Source organism: Liquorilactobacillus mali KCTC 3596 = DSM 20444 (assembly GCF_000260415.1).
GTDB classification, from domain to species: domain Bacteria; phylum Bacillota; class Bacilli; order Lactobacillales; family Lactobacillaceae; genus Liquorilactobacillus; species Liquorilactobacillus mali.
This window is the reverse complement of the sequence record NZ_BACP01000090.1, coordinates 1-635: the sequence shown is the minus strand read 5'-3', so window position 1 is coordinate 635 and position 635 is coordinate 1. Positions and strand designations below refer to the sequence as shown.

Below are 635 nucleotides of genomic sequence, written 5' to 3'. Positions count from 1 at the left end.
TATAGTCAAAATAAAGCCAGCGAAAGCGAGGAGGACGTCATGAAACAATACACGAAATTTTTACTGATGATTCTTGTCTCTACAGTTATTATGTATGGGTTAATGTACCTTAATGTGTTCCAATTAGATCATATTTTTCTAAGCCAAACGCGACTGTATATGGCGCTAATTATGGGCGCCACCATGGCCATTGTAATGCTGTTATTCATGTGGTCAATGTACCAGAATAAACGTTTGAACCGCCTGATCCTACTTGGTAGTGCGGTGATATTTGCTGGCTCGCTTTATCTAGTTCGTAGCCAAGCGACCGTGCACGATGCAGCTTGGTTGCAAGAAATGATCCCCCATCACTCGACCGCGATTCTAACCAGTGAACGCGCGCAACTCAGCGATCCGGAAGTCAAAGCCCTCGCACAGAAGATCGCTAAAACGCAACGTGAAGAGATCACGGAGATGAAACGATTATTGAAAAAAGTTGCCGATCAATAGCTGATAAAAAATAAGGAAGTTGACCAATCAGGCCAACTTCCTTATTTTTTAGGCTTACGCAAATTGCAATAGTAAGTTAGCCAGTGCCGATAAAGCACACAGACGAAAGGGCTCATGGGAGTTCCAGGTGGATCAGGATTAGGCGG

At 43.9% G+C, this 635-nt stretch carries 1 protein-coding gene; it reads left to right on the top strand.

Going from position 1 to position 635, the window contains the following annotated elements; genetic code table 11:
- Positions 1–39: 39 nt before the first annotated feature.
- A complete protein-coding gene (locus GSM_RS13600; protein ID WP_029327463.1) occupies positions 40–489 on the top strand; it encodes a DUF305 domain-containing protein in 450 nt (149 codons plus the stop codon).
- Positions 490–635: the final 146 nt, after the last annotated feature.